Genomic DNA, 22410 nt, shown 5'->3' with positions numbered 1-22410 from the left:
ATCAAAACTCCTGTTTTACAGCCTTGCATCCCTGAACGCTTCCACGACGTCGCATCTCCATCTCAATGCTGTTGAGGACTTCCCATTTATTGAGGCTCCACATAGGACCAATCAGCATATCTCTAGGTGCATCTCCTGTGATTCGATGAATGACGATATGCTTGGGAATGATTTCCAATTGGTCACAGATAACCTTAACATATTCGTCCTGGCTCATCAATTGCAAACGTCCCTCATGGTAATCCCGCTGCATACGTGTATTGGTCATCAGGTGAAGCAAATGCAGTTTAATTCCTTGAATATCGTTATCCGTAACACAGCGGCGGACATTTTCAATCATCATCTCATGGGTTTCACCAGGAAGTCCGTTAATCAAATGGGAAACAATCTCAATCTTGGGATATTTCCTCAAACGCTTGACCGTCTCCACGTACAATTCATAAGAATGGGCACGGTTAATCAAATCAGAGGTTGTTTCATAAGTGGTCTGCAAGCCCAACTCTACCGTCACATGCATGCGCTCCGATAATTCAGCCAAATATTCGATAGTTTCGTCTGGTAAACAGTCTGGCCGTGTTCCGATATTGATTCCTACTACACCTGGCTCGTTGATAGCCTGCTCATAGCGTTCTCGAATGACTTCCACCTTTTCATGGGTGTTGGTAAAATTTTGAAAATAAACCAGATACTTCTGAACATCTGGCCACTTGCGGTGCATAAAGTCAATTTCCTTATAAAATTGCTCTCGGATAGGCGCATCCGGTGCTACGATAGCATCTCCAGAACCTGAAACCGTACAAAAAGTACAGCCTCCATGAGCCACAGTCCCATCACGATTGGGACAGTCAAATCCTGCGTCAATAGGGACTTTAAAGGTCTTTTCTCCAAAGAGTTTTCGATAATAATCATTCAAGGTGTTATAAGATTTCATAACTTTCATTATAACAAAAAACATCCACAATCTCAAAAGCCTGACTTTCCTTTAAATTCCTCTGTTTCTCGTTTCCTTTAGCGATTTTTTATGATACAATATGGGTATGATTTTAATGAAATTAGCATCTATTTTATTATTGATACTGACCTTGGTAGTCTGCATTATCATAACCAAACTTTTTAGATTAAAAAAACTAGGACGAAACTTTGCGGATTTGGCTTTTCCAGTTTTAGTATTTGAGTATTACTTGATTACAGCTAAAACCTTTACCCATAATTTCCTCCCTAGACTGGGGCTAGCCCTCTCACTCCTAGCCATTATTCTCGTTTTTTTCTTCCTTTTGAAAAAACGCAGCTTTTACTATCCTAAATTCATCAAATTCTTCTGGCGTGCAGGATTCTTATTAACCCTTGTCATGTATATCGAGATGATTGTTGAATTGATGGCTCAGAAATAAAAAAACTCAATCGAAAACACCTCAATCAAACTGAAATACAGTGATTGAAGTGTTTTTTCTTTATATCTTTTTTTATAATTCTTATACTCAATGAAAATCAAAAAACAAACGCTGACGTGGTTTGAAGAGATTTTCGAAGAGTATTATTTTCCTTCTTTATCAGAAAAGAGGTAACCAATACCTACACAAGCTAGGACGCCTGCTCCAATCACCAAGCCACTTGAAATTGGCAAAAGGTCCAAAATCGCATTTGCGATGATAAAGGCAATAATCAAACACATCAGACTAGCCTTGTAGTCTTTTTTCAAAAGATTCTCTAGAGTGAAAAAGAGGAACAAGCCTATCGGAATCAGGGACCATAGGTTGACATCCAAACTTGGCCAGCCAACAGAACCAAAATACACTACTGTCGCTGCTGCTACTAAAAATACAATCCCCAATAACTTTTTCATTTCTTTATCTCCAATTTCTTTTTTAGGAACTTTAGTTGTCTAATACTGCACCCCCTCACGTCCCTTACAAAAATCATTATAGCAGAGGGCAGTTTCAAGAACAAGTTCTTTTGCCTATCTGGTCGCTATATCGGTCTAAGTGGTTGAATAATATCGATAAATAAGGAAGCAGGTGAAAAACTTCCTTCCAAATAAAAAGGAATTAAGCAACCAAACGCTACTTAATTCCTTGAAATTGTCTCATCACCTCTATTAGCCTTTAAATTTTGATAGACTCTATTTTCTAATCAATGTTATCAATATTTGTCAATACTAACCCTTTAAATCAATTTATTAGTTATCGAAACTAAGTCCATTAATAAATCCAAAAAGAGTATCAATAGTAAAGTAAACTAAATAATTGAGTTATAAATGGCTATTTTCACAAAACTGTTTCATCATCACACTATCTCAATACATAAGCCATTTTTTCGTCTATACCTTTTGTCTTAATCTTAATCTTGATCTTTTTTCTTCAATCCAAGAAATGCACCTACGGTAAACATTATTCCGGCAACTAATGACGTGAAGACTTCGCTAACTGTTCCGGTTTTTGGCAACCTATCATTGTTAGTAGTTGATTTACTATCAATATTGGTATGTTTATTATCTATGTTCTCTGGTTCATTAAGATAAACTTCCTTCTTATTTTTATCATTTTCATCAGGAACTGTAACTTTGACATCCTCAGTTGAATCAGATCTTTGACTTTCATCTAATTGACTATAATTTACTTGTACAGGAACTGTAGCTGTGACATCCTTAGTTGAATCAGATTTGTGTGAATGATTTTCTCTTTGTAAATCCTCCTTTCTGTAATTTTCATCTAATTGACTATGATTTACTTGTGCGTTATCTTTCTTTTTCGATACATCAAAAGTAGGTTTATTTTCCTCTTCCTTTTTCTCCTCTATTTTCTTGAATACAGGTTTTATAAGGGTATCTTTTGACACATTAATAACATAACCAGCATCTTTTTTCCCTTCGACACCAGAAATTTCCCAGCCATCAAATTGATAGTCTTTTTCTAATTCTCCCTTATAGACAGGTAAAATGAAATCTTCTTCCGATACTATCTTAGAACTCATTTCTTTTCCATTTTTAATGGTCACAGTTACCATCTGAGGTTTTAGTTCGCTCACCTCTCCCGTATCTTTGTTTAAAATGAATTCTTTTACAGTTGTATTTCTTGCAAAATCTTTTACAAGAATCTTAATGTTTAGTGTCTTATCTGTTAGTTGTTTAATATCATCAAATGATTTGTATTCTTTTCCATTTACATAAATATGTTTGTCTTGAATCTCACCATCGAATCCATTATTTCTTTTATCATTGATGTTAAAGACTACAGATTTTCCATCAGCATATTCAATACTAGTATTTCCCTTAGGATCAATGTTTACTTCTGGTTTAACATTATCATATAAAAATTGATAGTGTACTCCAACCGCTTTCGCATTCAAATCGCTATAGCCAGTTTGAAGATAAACATTTCCATCCATATCTGTTACCTTATCTGGGAATCCGTTTGCTTTATAGTCTTTCATTCCCCAGTCCATGATGTCACCGTCTTTAACATTAAGCTTAATGTTAAAATCTCTAGTGTTATCAATGTGTAAATCTCCGTAGATTAAATAATTATCTACAACCGATTCATTAACTCTCAACTCCCAGTTAAAACCACCCTTATCAGAAATCTTACCTCTTAAATAAAATTCTGGATTTCGTACATAAATTTTATTAGATTTAGATGGATTAAAGTAGTTCTTGTCCATTGAAAGGTTTACTGGTTTTGCATCAATAAATAACGTAGAACCATCTTCTTTTATAGCTTCTACATTGGATTTATCCTCCCCAGTGTACTCTTTACCATCCTTACCAAATAATACAAGTTTAGAAGGATCTGTTACAAGATTTCCATCTTTATCGATTGCCTCCCCTTTATCATTCATTTTAAAGGTAAACACTTGATATCTTACAATGTTAAAGCCGTCCAAAGCCGACATTAATACAGCTTGAGTACTTCTTCCATCTTCAACATTTCTACTATCAGTATAAATTATTTTTTCTGAAAGGACTCTTAGATTAGGATTGGTCTTTTGTATTTTTGCTATATCTTCCTTGCTATAGACTCCATTTCCTTCTAACATATCCGTTTTTCCAGGATTATAGGTAGTCACTTTTAGTGCATAGCCTTTTCTCAGAATAATATTATCCTTTAATAGATATTGTTGTTTTTCTGAATCAGAATAGATTTTACCAGATTCCATGTCCGTTAAATTGTTTGGTTTGTTTTTTGAAAGATCGCCTTCTCCTAATTCTATTACATTCCCATAACTTGATGCATAGGGATATTCTACTTTAGTTTCCTTATTTTTATCAGGCATTCTAATTTTAGTTTCAGCTTTTATCTGATCATCATCTTTAACAAAGAATCTCATATCTCCTGCAAAAGCTAATCCATCCACAATATCATTAATATTAGCGTATAAATCAAATGTCATCGTTTTTGAGTGGGAATCATACTTGGTCGTTTTAATTTCTATAGATTTATAGTTATTTCCATAATATACCTTGGCATTTTTAGAAACATTACTGATCTTTCCAAGAATTTCAAAGTGTCCATCTTTAGACGGGCTTAGAACACCATAAATTTTTGATTTGATTTCGTCAAGTTTTTCAGTTTCATATTCTAAGGCACTACCATCGTCATAAGCAATGATATTTCCCTTATCATCGTATTTATAATCGTATTCCTCTGTTCTCTTACCAGTTTCACTTGTAAAGTCATCAACTTCTCTAAATTTCTTTTTAATGAGTTTCTTCAAGTCTTTACTTTCAAACTCTCTAATTGTTGAAATAGTTTTATGAATAGTCAAGCTAGATTTTTCTTCGATAGACTCTTCATTGTCTTGATGATTTTCTTCCTCAGTTGTATCTTTTTTAAGACTATCCTCTTTTCTATTTTCTAAATTTTTAAATTTAGATTCGGCAATCTCTCCAAGCTTTTGGTATTTAGATGAATCTTGGTCAGGATCTACTAGATAGTAGGAAATCATCCCCTTTTCATCAGCATGATCATCAAATTTAATTCTATGAATCTTTGTGAAATTGCTAGAGCCATCTAATGCAATGACTTCAATGATTTTTCCTCTTAAATCTCCTGCACCATTAATTTCATAAATGGTATTTCCGTCTTTGTCAAGTTTTCTATTTCTTCCTTGACCCTCACCTGCATAAGTTACCTCAAGATTTTTCTCAACCTCTCCGTCTTCATTAACAAGAGCGGCGCCAGCATACCAAACTTCGTTGGCAATCTCATCAAATTTTTCAGGATGTTCTTTTTGATCTCTCGCAAATAGGGTTTCATTCTTGTATTGATCTTTTACCTTGTGATAAGTATCCTTTGTGATCAGCTTAATTTTTTCAGGATTTGAAAAATCAACCGAAACAATCTTAGGGGCTGTGTTATCAATTTTTACTGGAATATAGGAAACCTGCCATGGATAATCTTTAGTTAATCTATATTTAAATTTATAGAAATATTGACCTTCCGCAATCGGTTCAAATTGACCTCTTATCTTAGTAGCAGGATCTTGGTTATCCTTACTCTCTGGTGCATTTTCTTCTCTACCTCTAGGGTTATAGATGAGTCCATCCCACTTCAAGTCACCCCAAACTTTTAGTTTAGAAGATTTGATTCCCTTTGCATCATTTCTCTTAGAGTTTAAAATTCCTTTAATAAAGTGTTCTCTCGAAATGACTTTTAAGTCTCTTTGATTTTCTCCCTCTTTATTTGTATTTACTATTGAAATCAATCCTTCTTCTGCACTTCTTAATACGAGTGGAGAAGGTGTTAATCCTCTCTCAAGTTGAGCATCTTGAGGATTTCCATTTGAATCTAAAGGATAAATTTTAGCAATATTAGAACCACTTGATGATGGTGCGTTGATCCCTTCGTTATTGAAAGCAAATAATTCTGGATTTTGATCTAGAGATGTTGTATTTTTATCTTTTCTATTTTGTATAACTCCTGCTGGATTAAATTTATCTATACCATGCTCTCCACCAATTCCCTTATTTAAGGTTCCTGGAATTTTTGGTTTACCATCATCATCATAACCTTCCATTGTTTTTGATTTTGAACCCTCTTCCCAGGCCCATTTATCAAGGATTGGTTCCTTATTCCAATCCCCAGCAAATCCCATTAGAGGCATCGATAAAGATGGTTGGAAATTTATTTTCTTCCCGTTGGAGTTCAGAGCTTCCATTTCTTCCACTGATTCAAAATGAATAAATGATTCTACAAATTTATTTTTGTTTTTAGCCTCTCCAACGTTTAGAACCGCATTTAAATCAAAGCTAGAATTTGGGCTTATAGTGAAGGTGTCATGCTCAAATGTGATATTTGCTCCTTTGATTTTTTCTGGATGGATTTCTGGAACAATTTGCTTACCATCTGGAGATTTTTCATCTTTGTATGTTTCATCCAGTTTTAGTCTGTCAGTTAGAGAATCTGTAGTTATCGCTGATGCTGAAACTTTAAAGGTTAAAGGTCTGTTTGATGTATTATGAAGCTTAATTGTAAAGTATTTTTTATCTCCTTTTATTTCTTTAAGAGAAATCGAACCATAAGAATTTACCAAACCTTTAGAATCCTTGTTTTTGAAAGTCGCTACGACTTCATTTCTCAAAGCATTGGCAACATTAATTAGCCCTGCTCCCTGTTGTCTAGGTGATGCAAAGTATTGACTTTTTTCTTTCCAAGAAGTCGCATCCATCATAGGCCGTGCAGTATTTTGTAGGGCAATTTTTGTAAGACTTGTAAGGTCTATTTTGTCATCTCCCTTAAGATTTTTCAAGACAGGTCTTTCAAGCATTTCCTTTAACTTCGGTCTAATCAAAACAGTAGAAGCTGCTACGATTGGAGTTGCCATACTAGTCCCTGACATATAACCATAAGTTGATTTCCCATTAATGACATTGAGAGTGGATTTAATATTTTTACCTGGTGCTGAGACATCAGGCTTTAAAAGCAAATCTGTTCTCGGTCCCCAAGATGTGGATCCTGCTGGAACGATGATATCTTCTTTATACAATTCTTTGTCTGTGTCAGGTGCAAACTTAAAGTCAATCTCTTTTTCGTCACCTACATTCGGTTTATTAGAATTATAGCTTGCCATATCAATTGGATAGTATTGATCCAATTTATCTTTGAAATCTTCCTTACTATTTCTTTTAACTTCAGTTTTTTTATCAGGGTTAATCATATTCCATAACTTTACACCATCATCTCCTGAAATTGAAAATACTTGACTAGTAGTTCCTTCATCCTCCTCATATCCCATAGCTGGAAGCTCTGTCCAATTATCTCTATTGTAGTAATTTACAGTATTTACAACCATAATGCCACGTGCACCCTTATCCGTAGCTCGTTTAAAAGCATCTTTTAAATCCTTGGTATAAATTCGATCCATTACTGCAATTTTGCCCTTAAGATCCAATCCTATCAAATCTTGATCTTGACCTTTGCCTATATATACAAATTTCAATTTATCAGGAGCTTTTGATCCATCTTCATTTGTTGTGATTTTATTCTTATCGAAAAAGGCCCCTATATTTCTGTATTTAAAATTTTCTCCACCTATGTTAACTTTATCAAACTCAACTGTTTGATTTTTAGCAGATGCGACTGCTATCGCATCTTCATGTGCTGCAGTTCGTGTTACATTTCCAGTGTCGGTCATTTTCAGATTATTATTTGCCACTAAATCCCATGAAGAACTTGAAGCAGAAGTCGCATAGTTACCCGTAGCTACAACCATTGGAATTCCTGCTTTTCTTAACGCTCTAATAGCTTCCCAATATTTCTCACCTACAAGACCTGTTCCTGTAAAGCCTGATGATACCGAAACAACATCGACATTGTGTTTGATCGAATCTTCAATAGCATGAAACATTGTTTCATCTCCTGCGAAGCCAGATCCTGCGTCAGAGTACATTTTATAAGAGAAGATCTGTGCATTAGGAGCAATTCCATCGATTCCGTTAAAGTTTTTAATATCTTTTTCAGTATCATTTCCCGCAAGAATCCCTGCAATATGCATCCCATGTGGATCAAAATAATCGCTTCCATCATCAGCTTTTTCTACAGTAATTTTACCACCATTATAATAATTGAAAGCATGAGGAATTTTATCACTCAACCAGAAATTTTTATCAGTACCCTTTAAGTCTTCTTTTTTAAATCTCATTGAGTCTTTGGCATCATCATCGATTCTCATAGCCTTATGCCTATAATCTGTCCCCGTATCGATATTTGAAATAACCATACCTCTGCCATCAAAGTTTTTCCCAAATGGTGCATTGATAGATTTTAGGTAATCGATTGCCTCTTCAACTCCAATTTCTTTTCTAGCATGATTCATCATAGGTTGGACTTTTTGTGACCTTTCAACCGATGACATACCTTCTATTAGTTTAATTTTGTCCAGATTATCTGGAGTTGTTTCTATTGCAACACCATTAAAAACCGTATCATAAGTATATAAAACTTTTGTATCCTTAAGATTGGATAATTCCTTGATTACTTTTTCTCCAGATTCTTTATCTTTAAATTCAGCAATATAGACAAGTTTATCCTCTTTTTGGGGACTTTCTGGGTCTTTACTTGCAGACGAGTCCGCTTTATCTCCTTGGGATTGATTGGAATTTTCTTCTTTGATTTTTTCTTCTTCATTGCTAGTGTTATTGTCTATCACAGATTCTTTACTAACAGCTTCTTTTTTCTCAATAATTGTTGTTTTCTTCTCTTCAGTATCCTTTGAGGTTTCTATAACATTACGAATATCTTCAAGTTTTTCTTTGTTTTCGTTTTGTTTACCTACTACTACTGTTTCTTTATCAGGTATTTTTAAAGAATCTTCAGAACTAGGTGTATCTGCTAGGATTACCTCGTTAGGGACATATGCTGCTAAAATAACTGCAGCTGTGGTTAATGACAATACTGTACTTTTTTTCATTTTAATTCCTTACATATTTATTTAACTTCCAATAGATAGTAAACTTTAACTTTGCTAGCCTTTGTTATAAAAAGTTTTACTAAGTATTATCTAGGAAATAGAGTAGTACATTTATATATAATTGTTAGCTCTCTGAAAAATAGTATATCAATTAAAAAAATTTAAGTCAAGAAAAATTAAGGTGTATTAATTTTATTTTTAATATGTGTTAAAAAAGATATAAAAATTTCGTACTTAACTGAGATACATTATAAGCACATTCACACCATCAAAAATAGTAGCAATCAACTTAAAGCACTAGCAACATCACAAAGTCAAACATCATTGATGAAATATCAGCGCTATTAAACAATATAAATAACCGCTAAGAATAAGGCTTAACGGTTATTTATATATAAATTTTTCAGATATTCGGGCATTTATTCACCTAGGAGCTAAACTTTACGAGTGCCTTGCTCTACCAACTGATACTCAATGAAAATCAAAAAGCAAACTAGGAAGCTAGCCGCAGGTTGCTAAAAGCACTGCTTTTAGGTTGTAGATAGAACTGACGAAGTCAGCTCAAAGCACTGCTTTGAGGTTGTGGATAGAACTGACGAAGTCAGTCACATATATACGGCAAGGCGAAGCTGACGTGGTTTGAAGAGATTTTCGAAGAGTATAAGCTAAATCGGCGATTACACTTACAATATAGCACTCTGAGAATAAATGTCAAGGAATTTTCTTCTCTATTAGAAAAAGCCTGTCCTGAGACAAGGCTTTGAGTTTCTTCATCTTAGGACCCAGCACTTTCATAAGAATCCAAGCCCCTGTCCCAGAGTTTAAGGGAAATACCAAAAAAGACAAGGGAAATCAACATCAAACCTCCGATGTTAAAGATTACATCCTTGTCCTGCAAGAAATAGCTGGCAGGATAGTAGGCCGTAAAGGCAAAAGGCACGATAAAGCTAATCAACCAACGAAGAAATGAATTGTAAATGGAAATTGGATACTTGGCAAAATCATTAAACATATAGAAAATGTAGATCATGGCGCCTGACTGCTTGGTCCAAAAAGCAATACTGGCTGTCGCAATTTTCAAGGAAGTATAAATCAAGGTCGCAAATGGTATGCAGACTAGGAAAAGCAGGAATTTTGGAAGAGTCCAAGCAATACTAGTCACTGTTGTTCCCAGTAGGATCCCACCGACCAAGAGTTCTCCCAAGGCATCAATCTGAAAGGTCTCAACTAAAATATGAAAGAGAGGATTGATAGGACGTGTCAGATACTTGTCAAACTCCCCTTTTCGCACCAAACGCTGTCCCAGTGCCCAGAGATTGTCAAAAAAGAGATGGTCCAACCCCTTAGGAATCAAGGAAAAGCCATAGATAAAAGCAATTTCTTGAAAAGTCCAACCTTCTAGGGATGGGATGTGTTGAAAGATGACATTGAGAAACAAGAGGTTCAAGCCTTGGGTCAGAAAAACTCCCAGAACACCAACTACAAAATCCACCTTGTATTCCATGATTTGCTTGATATATTGTCTGATAAAAATCAGATGCATACGCTGATATTTTTTCATACTAACCTCCCTGAATGGTAATGAATGACTGGACTCGTTTCCAAATCAACTGAGACAAGCCCACCATCACTAAGAGCCAGAAAAACTGCAAAGCGAGCGCCTGAATCATCTGACTGGCATCGTATTTCCCAACGATAATCATGACCGGAGTGTAAATCAAGGATGAAAAAGGCAGGAAGGATAGAATATCTGAAACAACCTTTGGAAAGAAGGACAAGGGAATCAAACTTCCAGACATAAAAGCCACTATGGAAGTCTTAAGTAGGTTGGAACCCCAAAGATTTTTAAACACAAAGGCAGAAAATCCAAAGCAGATATTAAAGAAAAAGTTAATCAGATAGGCCAGCGTTAAGCTAAAAAGATAAAGGACAGTTAATCCTAGCACCTCTACAATATCTTGACCCGATATGATTTTCATCAAGACAATGACACTTAAAAATGGAAGGCCAACGCTGATAAAAATCAACCACTTGGAGCCAAGCTCGGTAAAGAGGTAAGAAGCCGCAAAATGCACTGGTCGCAACAAGCGCATGATGATGGAACCATCCTTGACCTCCTCCCCAATCATAAAGGACGAATCTGACCTAGTAAGAAGATTGGTCACAAAACTCATGATGATGTAGAGGGTGATATCCGCCATACTGAAGCCCTGAATTAAAGACTCTTGCGAAGAATCAAAGACAGCCTTCCAGAGATAAAAGGCCACAAAAGCACCCATGACATCGCCGATCCGATAAAGAATAAAGTTGACTCGATAGGTAATCAATTCCTGAACACCTGCATTGATAAAGGGTTTATAACGTCTCCACAATTTGACCATCTTAGAGCTCCTTTCGGTAGAAGCGACGGATAATATCCTCGATATCCGTATCCACCATCTTCAAATCGCGGATTTCAAAATCAGACAGGGTTTGCTTGATAATATCAGCTGACTGGTAACGAGAACTATCGAATTCAATGTTAAGACTATTCCCTTGTCTATCAATGATCATATCAGGCAGGCCTTCATAGTGAGAAGCGAGATGACTTTGACCTGGTAGCAGTTCAAAGGAGAGAGTCTTCATCTTGCCAAAGGTCTCCTTGAGTTGGCTCACCGTTCCATCAAAAATCTCCTGCCCCTTATCAATCATAAAGATCCGATCACAGAGTTGCTCAATATCGCTCAGGTCATGAGTTGTCAAGAGAATGGTTGTTTCTTCCTCTTGATTGATTTGGGTGATAGCTCGACGAATGTTATCCTTGACTGAAACATCCAAACCAATGGTCGGCTCATCTAAAAAGAGAACCTTGGGATTGTGAAGTAAGGAAGCTGCAATGTCCGCCCGCATGCGTTGCCCCAGCGAAAGAGTTCTCACGGGATCCTTGATAAATTCTTTCAAATCCAAGACTTCATTCAAAAAGTCCATACGCTTATGAAAGAGCGAGTCTGGCACATCGTAAATCTCTTTTAAAACCGTGTAGGTCTCTTGCAGGGCCAAATCCCACCATAGCTGGGTGCGTTGTCCAAAAACTACGCCAATATCTTTAACATAATCTTGACGATTGTCCTGTGGAATCTTGCCGTTAATCCGACAAAAACCAGATGTCGGTTTTAAAATTCCGGTCAGCATTTTAATGGTTGTCGACTTCCCTGCACCATTGGCCCCGATAAATCCTAAAATTTGTCCTTTTGGGACCTCAAAGGTCAAATCCTTGACCGCTTCAAAGGTCTGCTTTTCAGGATGAATAAAGGAGCGCAAAGCCCCCTTCAAGCCCGGTTCCTTAACAGTCTTCACAAAATTTTTCTGAAGATGTTCCACTTCTATCATTGCCATATCTATCTCCCTATCGTAAGGAATAGCAACATTGTATTTTTGACTACAAATATTCTAAATCCTTACTTTCTAAACCTGCTACATTTTTTTATTACAGAAGGCTTTATACCAACCTATTATAATCCAATAAAAAATAGAATGCAAGCGTTTGCCTAAAGTTTATGAAATTGAAAGTTTTTCTCTTAAAATAATACTTTTAATCAAAAATTCTGGTCTAATCGTTTTCTTAAAACACCAAAAAACCCACCCAATGGGCAGGTTTCATCTGTATTATTCAGCTAGATTAAGCTTTACCTTCTGAACCGAATACGTCGATACGTTCTTCAACTGATGCTTGGATAGCTTTTACACCGTCAGCCAAGAATTTACGTGGGTCGAAGAGTTTTTTCTTGTCGTATTCTGCTTCGTTTGCTTCGTAGTCACGAGCAAATTTACGAGTTGCGTTAGCGAATGCGATTTGGCATTCAGTGTTAACGTTAACTTTCGCAACACCAAGTTTGATAGCTTCTTGGATTTGCTCATCAGGAATACCTGATCCACCGTGCAATACGATTGGGAATCCTGGAACAGCTTCAGTCAATTTTTGCAAGTGATCAAGGTGAAGACCTTTCCAGTTTTCTGGGTAAGGACCGTGGATGTTACCAATACCAGCTGCCAAGAAGTCGATACCAGTTTCAACCATTGCTTTAGCGTCTTCGATTGGAGCCAATTCACCATCACCGATGATTCCGTCTTCTTCACCACCGATAGTACCAACTTCAGCTTCCACTGATACACCATTTGCATGAGCAAATTCTACAACTTTACGAGCTTTTTCAAGGTTTTCTTCAACTGGAAGGTGTGAACCATCAAACATAACTGAAGTATAACCAACTCGGATACACTCAAGTGCATCCTCGTAGTGACCGTGGTCAAGGTGGATAGCTACTGGTACAGTGATACCCATTGATTCAACAAGGTTAGCGATCAAGTTGCGAGCAACTTTGTAACCACCCATGTATTTAGCAGCACCCATTGAAGTTTGGATCAAAACTGGAGCTTTTTTAGCTTCTGCTGCGCGCAAGATAGCTTGAGTCCACTCAAGGTTGTTTGTGTTAAATCCACCAACTGCATAACCGTTGTCACGAGCTGCTTGGACAAATTTTTCTGCTGAAACGATTGCCATTTTATCAGGCCTCCTGTATATTTTTATGGGTCATCCCATTTACATTGTTCATTTTATCACTTTTTTACAAAAAAATCTAGTTTTTCCCGCAGTTTCGATTGAATTTCTTCTAGCTTCATCCATGTAAACCCTTTCTCTCCCTAGTCTTGGGCGACTTTTGGAAAAGTTATGAAGAAGGTCAAACGATTCTCCTCCATCTCGAAACGATAAGGTAATTTTTCATGTTCTAATAGACTCTTGACCACAAAGAGCCCCATCCCAGAACCCTTGGCCTTGCGACTAGCATTGTCAGAAAAAGACTGGGCTAGTTTTTCTTGTTCTTCTGGACTGCAGCTATTTTCTATAAAAAGTTCCCCTTCTCTTTCTCCAATGCGAACCAAGCCGCCTGGAACAGAGTGCTTGATAGCATTACTGATGAGGTTAGACAGAATCAACTTCATAACTGATGGGTTTAGATAAGCCTGCTGGTGAGTCAAACTATTGTCTATCTGGAGATCTCTTTCCTTGGCTAGCAAGGCATAATCCTTAACCAGATTTTGCGTCATCTGGTGTAGGTCAATTTTTCCCCTATCATCTCGCAATTCCTGTACAGACGAGAGAGAAAGTATCTGGAGAACGTGGTGATTGAGCTCATCCACAATTCCTAAGGCAACTCCTAGATAGTGGTCTCTATCCTTATAACGACCGATATTTTCTTTCATGTTTTCGATCAGGATTTTCAAACTAGCCAGAGGAGTTTTCAATTCATGGGAAGCACCACGTAGGAACTCAACCTTCATCTTTTCTAGCTGGAGAATAGCTTCATTCTTGTCATGCAAGTCCGCAATAACAGTCAAAAGATGCTGATAGAGGCTATTGATTTGTTCCTTGAGATCACCAATCTCATCCTTAGAATCCACGCGCAATCGAACTTGGGCATCCAAATCCATCATTCGTCGGGTCACCCGCTTGATTTCCAAAATCGGAGCAACAATGGTTCGAGCATAGATATAGGCTACTAAGAGGGAAATCAGAAAGGATGCCAGCAAGGTATAGGGAAGAAACTGGAGACTGATTTGCTCTGCTTCCTTTTGCAAGTCCATGGAAGCTAGAAACTGGAGAGTCATAGTACCACCGTCTTGCGTTTTCACCTCGCGCTCCTCGATAAAAAGAGAGGTGGTCTGACGGTCCATATCCAGAGGAAGGCTATCCTTGACTTCTAACTTGTCCTCGGTCATCTCGCCCTTAACGGCCCCCTTGATATCACTAGTCTGGGAATACAAGTCTAACACTTGCTCGATGCTCTGCCTATCCTTACCTTCTAGGGACTGGGCAATGGTTGTCGCTTTCTGACCAATGGTTTCCTGACGGTGGCTCAGATAAGTCGAAGGAAAAAGAAAATAAATAGCTAAATGAAGGCAAATAACCAGAACACTAAAAATCGAGAAGGTGTAGATAAATATCTTTGTAAATAAACCTGTTCGTTTCATTTTCGCTCCAATTTATAACCAACATTGCGCACAGTGAGGATACAGTCCAAGTCTAACTTTTTCCGCAGTTCCTTGATATAGACATCAATGACACGGTCAAAGGGAACCTCATCTGTCGCTTTCCAGACGGCATCGATTATCTGAGAACGAGTCAAGGCCCGGCCTTCATTTTTCACCAGATAGTCCAGGATTTCCAACTCTTTGGCATTGATGGCTACTTCCTCTCCTGATAGACTGGCACTGTAGCTCTCAAAGTCCACTTGGGTATCCTTATAGGAGAAGATTCGTCCCGTATCGTAGTAACGCTTTAAAATCGCGTCCACCCTCACTTTTAAGAGGGAAAGGGAGAAAGGTTTTTCCAGATAGCCATCTGCTAGCGAAGCAAAAGCACTCATCTTGTATTCCTCATCCTGAAAGGCTGTCAACATCAAAACAGGGACCTGGCTGGTTTTACGAATCTCAGCTAGGACTTCTAGGCCATTGAGCTTGGGCATCTGGATATCCAGTAAAACCAAGGCTACTTCATAGCTGGAAAATTTTTCTAAGGCTTCTTGCCCATCTGCTGCCTCAATGGTTTCATAACCGCAATCCGTCAAATAGTCACTAATCCCCTCACGGATCATCTCTTCATCTTCTACAATTAAAATTTTCATAGAAAAAACGTTTCACATTCCTTTAAATTTCTTGTAAATCATCTCAATTTCATCCTGAAAGGAAGAGGCCTTATCAAGATAAAATAGATAAAAATGCTACCTATATTATACCCCATTTAGGGGAGAATAGGTAGCAAGTTTGTTATTCGCTATCCAGCAGAAGCTCTTTTGGTTGTTTTCTAAGGAGATTGCTTGAAGCAAGCGCCATAACGAGAACCACTAGAACTAAGGCAAGGACAAAGACGATGATAAAGTCTGATGTCTGAATGGAAATATCTAGGCTCGACAAGGTCTTACTAAAGCCATCTACTTCTGCACCACCACCAAGGTTAGAGGCCTGAGCAGCCTTGCTAGCTTGCTTGGCAACACCTGAAGTAACATTGGCAAGAACAGTATTTCCGATTGCACGCGCTGTGTAGTTGGCTAAGAAGTAAGCAGAAACAAGAGCAGGGATGGCAATCAAGATGGATTCGGTGATAAATTGACCCAAGATACCTGCCTGCTTGAGACCGATAGAGAGGAGGATTCCCACTTCCTTGCGACGGGCATTGATCCAAAGGCTGAGCAAGAGAGCAAGGAGAAGGACTGAGAAGCTCAAGCTACCCCAGAAGAGGAGGTTAGCCATCTTATACATGCCAGAGATGGATTGCTCTAGAGCTGGGTAGTTAGAGGAGCTCTTCACCAGTGTGTAGCTCTTCCAGTTGATACCACTGATACCATTCAACTCTTTCATGACGTCATCCAAGTTCTTGTCCGCTGTCACAAAGAAGGTTGCATCCCCATAAATGGCTGTGTCTTCTGTGTATCCATAAAGTTTTGCAGCAGTGTGAATGTCTGTGATAGCTGTGTTTTCATAGAGTTCTTGCGAGTAGGTTACTGCCGACTTATTGTGACCATCAAAGAGTCCCTTGATTGTCACTTCAACTGTTTCCTTGGCTCCTTTTTCATTGTCTGCATCGTAGATATTGGAGTCTAGTTTGACCTTATCCCCGACTTTCCAGCCGTGTTTGGCTGCCAAGTCCTTGTGCAGGAGAATCTTGTCCTTGTCGTCGTTTGTTAAGTGCTCTCCTTCAACCAATTTATAAGAGCCTGAGACAAACTTGTCTTCTTTAGAGGAGTCATTGACACCTGTAATCATTAAGCTACTTCCAAAATGTTTAGCACGGTCAGGAGTCAGATTTTTCTTGGTTTCTGGCGTTTCGATGAGTTCATAGCCAGTCAAATCTCCGATAGCGTTGATGCGTTTCACATAAGACTCAATGGCCTTGTTTTCGGTGATTTTTTTGATATCTTCACCCTTGATATTCCCAGCACCACGTGGCGTACCTTGATTGACGCGACGATTGATTTGCATGGAGAAGCTGTTGGTGATATTTTTAAAGGTCTCCTGAGAAGCCTTGGCAGTAGCTCCCTTGATCGACAAGCCGACCAAACTCAAGCTCGCCATGAGGAGAATAATCAGGAAGATGACAATCGATTTGAAAAACTTCCTTGTAACATAGGCAAATGCGTTGTGTAACATAGGTTCCCTTTCTAGATTTTATTCTATTTTATAGTTCGAACAGAAAAAGCTCGTATTATTTCGTAGTATTGCGAGTTTCAGTCAGTTTCTTGTCCTTCAACTCAAGTGTAATATCTGATGCTTGTGCCACTTCTTTGCTGTGAGTTACGACGATGACACATTTACCTGTTTTCTGGGCAAGTGATTTGAGCAGTTCGACAATATCTCCAGCAGTTTTAGGGTCCAGATTTCCCGTTGGCTCATCCGCTAGAATAACTGGAGCTTCTGATACCAAACTACGAGCAATGGCAACACGTTGCTGTTGACCACCTGATAACTGGAGAACATTCCGCTTGATCTGACTTTCATCCAAACCAAGCTCAAGCAGTGTATCCTTGCTTGCCTTTTTATTGACCAAGCGGATATTTTCCAGTGGAGAAAGATAATCTATCAAGTTATAATTTTGAAATACCAAGGAAATATGGTGCATGCGATGGTAAGAATAGCCCTTCTTACGAATATCCTCTCCTTGAAAAAGGATAGAACCTTCAACAGGACTATCTAGACCAGCAAGGAGGGACAAGAGAGTAGATTTTCCTGCTCCTGACTCACCAATGATACTGTAAAATTTCCCGGGTTCAAAATTATAATTGATCTGATATAGGACTGCTTCAGCAGTGTTCTTATAACGGTAGGTAACATCTTGTAATTGTAATAAAGTCATGATTTCTCCTTCTTAACTAATAGATGATAAAATTTCTTTCGGCGATTTTCTAAATAAGAATAGGAAACAAAGGGCTACAGATAAACAACTAAGCAGAACTAGAAAAACATAGGATTCTGCAAAAGATAGGATGCTGGTTGATAGACTGCTTGCTTTGGCTAGCGTGTCTTGTAAGACTGCCTGATCTCCACTTGCTAGGACAGTTTGGAGCAGATAGGATGTAATGGCATTTCCAGCGATAAAGGATGGAAGCAAAGCTCCGAGAGATACCAAAACTACCTCTAAACAGAACTGTAGGAAGATCGAACTCTTGCCTTTTCCAAGTGCCAGTAAAATCCCTACTTCGTAGACCCTTTCTCTCAACCAAAGAGACAAGACCAAAATTAAGGCTCCTGCTCCTGCTATCAACATTCCATAAAGGAAGATGGTCAGAAAGGTTTGGAAGGTAGCAACTGAGTCTTTGATTTGTTCAAAAGCCTTGTTTTCCTTTTCGACTTGATAGCCTTGATTTCCCAAGACCAAGTTTTCCACCTGCTTCATGAGTCCGTCCATTTCCTTAGGATTTTCTACATAGAAGCGTGCTGCACTGACTTGAGGTTCACTATTTCCCAAAAGAGTTTGGCTACTTTCATAGTCTGTAAAGACCTGGTTTTCACTGAAGTCTGAAGACAAGCCTGTAAATTTCTCTTGTTTTTTACCAGAGAAGATTCCGACGATTTCAAACTCGACCGTTTGTCCTTTACCAGCTTCTGTCTGACCAGCATCTAAGGCAATCTTGTCATGAAGCGAAAGACCGTTCTTCTTAGCCAACTCTTCGTGGATGATGATTTTCTTTGAATCCCCTTTTTGAAGGTGTCGCCCTTCTTTTAGATTGAAAGCTGAACTGGTAAAGGTGACATCCTTGGATGAATCCTCAAGAGCCGTTAAGCTAACCAGGTTCTTGTCCGCAGCTGACAAATCATCACGCTCCACGCTCTGCTCGCCACTCACCGCTTCCTTGTCTTTTAATTTTGCGACCGTCTCGAGTTCAGGAGAGATATTTTCCAGTCCCTTAATCTTACTTACAGATTCTAGGTCTGACAACTTGAAGGTCTGACCATTTTCTATCTTCTTAATAGAAAAAGATGTATTGAGTGATTTGTAAAGATTGGTTTCCACTGTTTTGTTGGACTTCATCAGAGTCAAACAGGCTGAAATTCCGGCCAAGAGAACCAATAAAATCAGAAATAAAATAAAACTTCTCAGTCGTTTTCTGCTGACATAAGCCCAAGCTCTTTGGATTGGATTCATTCGTCACCTCCATATTTGTAAGACTATTATAAAACCCAAATATGAAATGTTTATGAAATACAAAAAAAGAGCAAAAATTTTTTTCTCTACTTGAATTTGGGCTCTATAATATTTGTAGTGGGTAAATCCCCTATAGATATTATGGAGCCTATTTTTGTGTAGAAAAAAAGTCCCATAAGATCTATAATGAAAAGCGACGAAACAACTCATTAGAAAGATTCATATGGAACCATTACATTTTATCATAAAACTGCTCGATATCAAAGACCCTAATGTCCAAATTATGGATGTTGTTAATAGAGATACCCACAAGGAAATCATCGCTAAACTGGATTATGAGGCCCCATCTTGTCCTGAATGTGGAAGTCAAATGAAGAAATATGACTTCCAAAAACCATCGAAAATTCCTTACCTTGAAACAACTGGTATGCCTACCAGAATCCTCCTTAAAAAGCGTCGTTTCAAGTGCTATCATTGCTCTAAAATGATGGTCTCACAGACCTCTCTCGTCGAGAAAAATCACCAAATTCCTCGTATTATCAACCAAAAAATTGCGCAAAAATTGATTGAAAAAACTTCTATGACCGATATCGCTCATCAACTGGCTATTTCAACTTCAACTGTCATTCGCAAGCTTAATGACTTCCGTTTTAAGCATGATTTTTCTCGTCTTCCAGAGATTATGTCTTGGGACGAGTATGCCTTTACCAAGGGAAAGATGAGTTTCATTGCACAAGATTTTGATAATCTTAACATCATCACTGTTCTTGAAGGCAGAACACAGGCTATCATACGAAATCACTTTCTGCGCTACGAGCGAGCTGTTCGTTGTCAGGTGAAAATCATTACGATGGATATGTTTAGTCCCTACTATGCCTTAGCTAAACAGCTTTTCCCATGTGCTAAAATCGTTCTCGACCGCTTTCACATTGTCCAACATCTCAGCCGTGCTATGAGTCGTGTCCGTGTCCAAATCATGAATCAATTTGAGCGAAAATCTCATGAATACAAGGCTATCAAACGCTACTGGAAGCTCATCCAGCAGGATAGTCGTAAACTGAGTGATAAACGTTTTTATCGCCCTACTTTTCGTATGCACTTAACAAATAAAGAAATTCTAGACAAGCTTTTGAGCTATTCAGAAGACTTGAAATTCCACTACAATCTCTATCAGCTCTTACTTTTTCATTTCCAGAATAAAGAGCCAGACAAATTTTTCGGACTTATCGAGGACAATCTAAAGCAGGTTCATCCTCTTTTTCAGACTGTCTTTAAAACCTTCCTAAAGGACAAAGAAAAGATTATCAACGCCCTTCAACTACCCTACTCCAACGCCAAATTGGAAGCTACTAATAATCTCATCAAACTTATCAAACGAAATGCATTTGGTTTTCGGAACTTTGAAAACTTCAAAAAAAGGATTTTTATCGCTATCAACATCAAAAAAGAAAGGACGAATTTCGTCCTTTCTAGATCTTAGCTTTTCTTCAACCCACTACAGTTGACAAAGAGCCTGAATTTGATAAAAAAAGAGCTAGCCTAAGCTAACTCTTATCCTATGCGGAGAGAGGGACTTGAACCCTCACGACCTAAAGCGGTCACAGGATCCTTAGTCCTGCGCGTCTGCCAATTCCGCCATCCCCGCGTCGATTACTTTACTAGTATATCAACTTTTAGGATGCTTGTCAACACTTTTTTCAATTTTTTTCATTTCATCTACTAAATTACTCTGAAATTTCATTTAGATTTTCATCTACTAACTTAGCTCCAAGTGTATTTTTGAAATGACCTAGGGCAAATTGGTGATTTTCAGGCCAGATGGAAGCAACAGCCGGTTTAACAATCTCGATATCATATCCTAGATTGTAGGCATCTATAGCTGTATGCAGGACACAGATATCCGTCAAGACACCTGTTAAGATAACGGTAGACACTCTCCGCTCTCTCAAACGGATATCCAGGTCAGTCCCTGAAAAAGCAGAGTAATGGCGTTTATCCATCCAAAAGACACGACTGTCTGAACCATGCTCTTGATAAAAGGTCCCCAAATCTCCGTATAAATTCCGTCCACTAGTCCCAATCAAATTGTGAGGAGGAAATAGCTTGCTTTCTGGATGGAAACAATCGTTTTCTTCATGAGCATCAATGGTAAAGAAGATGTAATCTCCTCGTTCAAAAGCTAATCGAGTTACCTTGCTGATGGCATCCGAAATCGCCTGAGCTGGAGCGCCTGCTGTCAGCTTCCCACTATCAGCAACAAAATCTTCTGTATAGTCAATCGAAATTAAAGCCTTAGTCATTAGTAATCTCTTTTCTTCACTTCTTCAAAAATATCTGAAATCAAGACCTTAAGATAGGTTCCCTTCATTCCAAGTGAGCGACTTTCAATAATTCCTGCAGATTCAAGTTTACGAAGGGCATTGACAATCACAGAACGGGTGATTCCGATGCGGTCTGCAATTACAGACGCAGTCAACTGCCCTTCATTTCCATTTAATTCCCCTAAAATTGCTGAAACAGCACGGAGTTCGGAATAAGAAAGGGTATTAACCGCCATGGTAACAGCAGTACGGCGGCGGATATTTTTCTCATCTTCTTCACGTTGGAAATTAAGGAGTTGAATCCCAACAACGGTACTCGCAATCTCAACAAGAATCAAGTCCTCGTCTTCGAATTTTTTATCATTGCGCCAAATAATCAAAGAACCAAGGCGAATCCCTGATACATGGATTGGTGCAATGGTCGTCAAACCATCTGGAAAGTCGGCACGACTTTCCACAGGGAAAATACTCAAATCATGATCAACTGTCAGATTGGCTTCTGTATCGTAGATCATGTTCGCACCTTGAACGTAGTCATCTGGGAAAATCTTAGTTTGGAAGAACTGCTCTACACGATCTGTATTGGTTTTGTAACGCATGAAATAACCAAGGAGACGTCCCTTGCTATTGACGATACAGGCGTTACAGTCAATAATATCTGCCAATTGACGGGTAATCGCATTGTAGGGAAGTTCTTCCTGCAACTGCTCCTCTGAGCGCTTCAGGATAGAAGTAATTTTTCTAGTTTTTTCTAATAAATGTGCCATTTTTCACCTCGAATTTAATCGCTATCATTATAACATAAACAGCTTGAATTTTCAATTATTATCTGAAAATTGCTTATTTAATTGCAATTTGAAAAAACAAGAATATTTTTAATTAAATTGCTTCTTTTCTATTGACAAGCCCCTTATTTTTGTGTATTATAATATTACAAGAAGATAATATATTTATTTTATTTATCTTTCTTTTTCCATTCGGTCTCCTTATATAAAAAAGCGATTCATT

Annotated in this window: 16 protein-coding genes and 1 tRNA gene; 2 read left to right on the top strand and 15 right to left on the bottom strand. The window is 38.0% G+C overall.

Translation table 11 applies throughout. The annotated features are described in order from the left end of the window. Position 1: 1 nt before the first annotated feature. Positions 2 to 940 carry a tRNA modification radical SAM protein MnmL/YtqA gene (gene mnmL / locus N8N51_RS01940; RefSeq protein WP_261047545.1) on the bottom strand — a complete coding sequence of 313 codons (939 nt, stop codon included), beginning with the start codon at positions 938 to 940 and terminating at the stop codon, positions 2 to 4. A gap of 91 nt (positions 941 to 1031) precedes the next feature. Between mnmL and N8N51_RS01935 the strand changes: the two genes are divergently transcribed. Beyond that, positions 1032 to 1391 (top strand): DUF3397 family protein, encoded by a 360-nt coding sequence (locus tag N8N51_RS01935; protein ID WP_004242853.1) that lies wholly within the window; start codon positions 1032 to 1034, stop codon positions 1389 to 1391. Between the two features lie 143 nt (positions 1392 to 1534). Here N8N51_RS01935 and N8N51_RS01930 read toward each other — a convergent pair whose 3' ends face one another. The 11 genes from N8N51_RS01930 to N8N51_RS01880 form a co-directional block, all read right to left on the bottom strand. After that, positions 1535 to 1843, bottom strand: coding sequence for a hypothetical protein (locus tag N8N51_RS01930; RefSeq protein WP_261103455.1), 309 nt, complete (start codon positions 1841 to 1843; stop codon positions 1535 to 1537). A 494-nt stretch (positions 1844 to 2337) separates the two neighbouring features. Next, positions 2338 to 8904 carry a S8 family peptidase gene (locus N8N51_RS01925; protein WP_261103454.1) on the bottom strand — a complete coding sequence of 2189 codons (6567 nt, stop codon included), beginning with the start codon at positions 8902 to 8904 and terminating at the stop codon, positions 2338 to 2340. Positions 8905 to 9679: 775 nt separating this feature from the next. Continuing rightward, positions 9680 to 10465, bottom strand: coding sequence for an ABC transporter permease (locus N8N51_RS01920; protein WP_084925846.1), 786 nt, complete (start codon positions 10463 to 10465; stop codon positions 9680 to 9682). Position 10466: 1 nt separating this feature from the next. Beyond that, positions 10467 to 11285, bottom strand: coding sequence for an ABC transporter permease (locus N8N51_RS01915; RefSeq protein WP_261103453.1), 819 nt, complete (start codon positions 11283 to 11285; stop codon positions 10467 to 10469). A gap of 1 nt (position 11286) precedes the next feature. Then, the gene (locus N8N51_RS01910; protein WP_261103452.1) at positions 11287 to 12279 is read right to left on the bottom strand and encodes an ABC transporter ATP-binding protein; all 993 of its coding nucleotides are present in this window, start codon (positions 12277 to 12279) and stop codon (positions 11287 to 11289) included. A 283-nt stretch (positions 12280 to 12562) separates the two neighbouring features. Continuing rightward, entirely contained in the window at positions 12563 to 13444 is an 882-nt protein-coding gene (locus tag N8N51_RS01905; protein ID WP_033684898.1) for a class II fructose-bisphosphate aldolase, read from the bottom strand. A gap of 140 nt (positions 13445 to 13584) precedes the next feature. After that, positions 13585 to 14913, bottom strand: coding sequence for a sensor histidine kinase VncS (gene vncS / locus N8N51_RS01900; protein WP_261103451.1), 1329 nt, complete (start codon positions 14911 to 14913; stop codon positions 13585 to 13587). After that, on the bottom strand, positions 14910 to 15566 hold the full coding sequence (gene vncR, locus N8N51_RS01895; RefSeq protein ID WP_261103450.1) for a response regulator transcription factor VncR: 657 nt from the start codon (positions 15564 to 15566) through the stop codon (positions 14910 to 14912). The genes vncS and vncR overlap by 4 nt, the downstream gene beginning before the upstream one ends. 142 nt (positions 15567 to 15708) lie before the next feature. After that, positions 15709 to 17088 (bottom strand): ABC transporter permease subunit Vex3, encoded by a 1380-nt coding sequence (vex3, locus tag N8N51_RS01890; RefSeq protein WP_261103449.1) that lies wholly within the window; start codon positions 17086 to 17088, stop codon positions 15709 to 15711. A 55-nt stretch (positions 17089 to 17143) separates the two neighbouring features. Continuing rightward, entirely contained in the window at positions 17144 to 17791 is a 648-nt protein-coding gene (gene vex2 / locus N8N51_RS01885) for an ABC transporter ATP-binding subunit Vex2 (RefSeq protein ID WP_000173751.1), read from the bottom strand. Between the two features lie 12 nt (positions 17792 to 17803). Continuing rightward, complete coding sequence (locus N8N51_RS01880; RefSeq protein ID WP_261103448.1) at positions 17804 to 19081, bottom strand: ABC transporter permease; 1278 nt, start codon at positions 19079 to 19081, stop codon at positions 17804 to 17806. Positions 19082 to 19304: 223 nt separating this feature from the next. Between N8N51_RS01880 and N8N51_RS01875 the strand changes: the two genes are divergently transcribed. Then, entirely contained in the window at positions 19305 to 20561 is a 1257-nt protein-coding gene (locus N8N51_RS01875; protein WP_261103447.1) for an ISL3 family transposase, read from the top strand. Positions 20562 to 20640: 79 nt separating this feature from the next. On the opposite strand, the gene N8N51_RS01870 is transcribed toward N8N51_RS01875, so the two are convergent. The 3 genes from N8N51_RS01870 to codY form a co-directional block, all read right to left on the bottom strand. After that, positions 20641 to 20726, bottom strand: a tRNA-Leu gene (locus tag N8N51_RS01870). Between the two features lie 79 nt (positions 20727 to 20805). After that, complete coding sequence (locus N8N51_RS01865) at positions 20806 to 21381, bottom strand: cysteine hydrolase family protein (protein WP_070526965.1); 576 nt, start codon at positions 21379 to 21381, stop codon at positions 20806 to 20808. After that, a complete protein-coding gene (codY, locus tag N8N51_RS01860) occupies positions 21381 to 22169 on the bottom strand; it encodes a GTP-sensing pleiotropic transcriptional regulator CodY (RefSeq protein WP_049542801.1) in 789 nt (262 codons plus the stop codon). Before codY ends, N8N51_RS01865 begins: the two co-directional genes overlap by 1 nt. Positions 22170 to 22410 lie beyond the last annotated feature (241 nt).

The sequence above is a fragment of the Streptococcus mitis genome (genome assembly GCF_946188685.1).
Classification (GTDB): Bacteria; Bacillota; Bacilli; order Lactobacillales; family Streptococcaceae; genus Streptococcus; species Streptococcus mitis_CC.
Note: the sequence above shows the minus strand (reverse complement) of the source record. Positions and strands in the feature narration are given on the sequence as shown.

Coding starts and splice junctions, on each gene's coding strand:
- N8N51_RS01880 (WP_261103448.1), bottom strand. CDS start 19,081: ATGAATCCAATCCAAAGAGCTTGGGCTTATGTCAGCAGAAAACGACTG.
- vex3 (WP_261103449.1), bottom strand. CDS start 17,088: ATGTTACACAACGCATTTGCCTATGTTACAAGGAAGTTTTTCAAATCG.
- N8N51_RS01935 (WP_004242853.1), top strand. CDS start 1,032: ATGGGTATGATTTTAATGAAATTAGCATCTATTTTATTATTGATACTG.
- N8N51_RS01925 (WP_261103454.1), bottom strand. CDS start 8,904: ATGAAAAAAAGTACAGTATTGTCATTAACCACAGCTGCAGTTATTTTA.
- N8N51_RS01930 (WP_261103455.1), bottom strand. CDS start 1,843: ATGAAAAAGTTATTGGGGATTGTATTTTTAGTAGCAGCAGCGACAGTA.
- vncR (WP_261103450.1), bottom strand. CDS start 15,566: ATGAAAATTTTAATTGTAGAAGATGAAGAGATGATCCGTGAGGGGATT.
- N8N51_RS01865 (WP_070526965.1), bottom strand. CDS start 21,381: ATGACTAAGGCTTTAATTTCGATTGACTATACAGAAGATTTTGTTGCT.
- N8N51_RS01920 (WP_084925846.1), bottom strand. CDS start 10,465: ATGAAAAAATATCAGCGTATGCATCTGATTTTTATCAGACAATATATC.
- N8N51_RS01875 (WP_261103447.1), top strand. CDS start 19,305: ATGGAACCATTACATTTTATCATAAAACTGCTCGATATCAAAGACCCT.
- N8N51_RS01905 (WP_033684898.1), bottom strand. CDS start 13,444: ATGGCAATCGTTTCAGCAGAAAAATTTGTCCAAGCAGCTCGTGACAAC.
- codY (WP_049542801.1), bottom strand. CDS start 22,169: ATGGCACATTTATTAGAAAAAACTAGAAAAATTACTTCTATCCTGAAG.
- N8N51_RS01910 (WP_261103452.1), bottom strand. CDS start 12,279: ATGGCAATGATAGAAGTGGAACATCTTCAGAAAAATTTTGTGAAGACT.
- mnmL (WP_261047545.1), bottom strand. CDS start 940: ATGAAAGTTATGAAATCTTATAACACCTTGAATGATTATTATCGAAAA.
- N8N51_RS01915 (WP_261103453.1), bottom strand. CDS start 11,285: ATGGTCAAATTGTGGAGACGTTATAAACCCTTTATCAATGCAGGTGTT.
- vncS (WP_261103451.1), bottom strand. CDS start 14,913: ATGAAACGAACAGGTTTATTTACAAAGATATTTATCTACACCTTCTCG.
- vex2 (WP_000173751.1), bottom strand. CDS start 17,791: ATGACTTTATTACAATTACAAGATGTTACCTACCGTTATAAGAACACT.